2 protein-coding genes are annotated in these 1315 nt (G+C 61.1%); both read right to left on the reverse strand.

Going from position 1 to position 1315, the window contains the following annotated elements:
- Positions 1 to 53: 53 nt before the first annotated feature.
- A complete protein-coding gene (locus AC1DU6_RS31490; RefSeq protein WP_457391427.1) occupies positions 54 to 767 on the reverse strand; it encodes a LytR/AlgR family response regulator transcription factor in 714 nt (237 codons plus the stop codon).
- Positions 768 to 1315 (reverse strand): sensor histidine kinase (locus tag AC1DU6_RS31495; protein WP_477862101.1); only part of this gene is annotated, 548 nt, incomplete at its 5' end. It abuts the gene before it with no gap.

Here is a 1315-nt window from a genome sequence, read left to right on the forward strand (position 1 = left end):
TGCCAAGGCTGTGCTGGTGGTCGCTTTGGAGGAGTGAAGGGCGCTTCGTGAAGTCATATTCGATCGGTGAAATTCTTTCGAAACCTGCGGCTCATTGACAGCCGAACGCCCGATTGAAGAACCACCTCGTGCTCCCCGCTGCTGTGAAGCTCTAGACCGCGAACCCTCTCGCGATTGACGATGATGGACCGGTGGATACGAACAAAGGTCTTTGCGTCCAGCTCTCGTTCCAGAGCGTGCAGGCTGCGGCGCAAGATGTGCGTCGCATTGCCTACGTGCAAGCATGCGTAGTAGTCGGCCGCCTCGATCCAGTCCACGTCTGCCGTGTTCAAGAACAAGGTCTTGCCCCGGTTCTTCACTACGAGTTGAGTCAATGGCGGGCGGCCCGCCGTCGGCTCTTGCGCGATCCGAAACTTGGCTCGCTGCAACGCGCGGTGAAATCGCGCGTCGTCGAATGGCTTGAGCAAATAGTCCAGCGCGCCTGCATCGAACGCGCGCAGCGCGTATTCGTCGTACGCCGTGACGAAGATGACGGCCGCGGGCATGTCCGAGCCCATCAGTTCGAGCACATCGAAGCCATCGCACTCGGGCATGTGGACGTCAAGAAAGAGAACGTCAGGTCTTGCGCGCCGCATCTCGGCAACGGCCGCTTGACCAGAGTCGCATTCAACGACGGCTGCCACATCTGGATCGGCACTCAGCAAGATCACAAGGTTACGCCGGGCGATCGCCTCGTCGTCGACCACCAGGATCCGCAGCGCCGCCATTCAGGACATCTGCAGGGGAAGCGTGACGACGACTTCGACGCCATCCTCGCCGGCGGGTTGGAGCGTCAGGCCGGACCGCTCGCCGTGAAGAATCCGCAAGCGTGCCCGCAAGTTCCTGAGGCCCACGCCGGTGCCCGTTGCAGCGAAATCTTCCTGCGTGAAGGGGCCGTCGTTTGACACGGTCAGCCGCAGCATCCCTTGCCGGTCCTCGCCGACGATGCGAATGCAGCCGCCGCTCACTCGTTTGCAAATGCCGTGCTTGATGGCGTTCTCGACGAGGGGCTGCAACAGCAGGTTCGGCACCTTGGCGCCGAGCAGTTCGTTCGGGAGTTCCATGTTTACGACAAGGCGCTCGCCGAACCGAAGCTTCTGGATGTCGACGTAACGCTGCAGGTAGTCCACTTCCTCCGCCAACGTCACTTGCGCCCTGTGCGAATCTTCCGATGCGCGACGCAGGAATTCACTCAGTCCCACGACCATGTTCACCGCCGCGTCGTTGCGTCGGTCGCGAACAAGGCCAGCGATCGTGTTGAGCGTGTTGTACATGA

It is taken from the genome of Roseateles sp. P5_B10 (assembly GCF_056400485.1).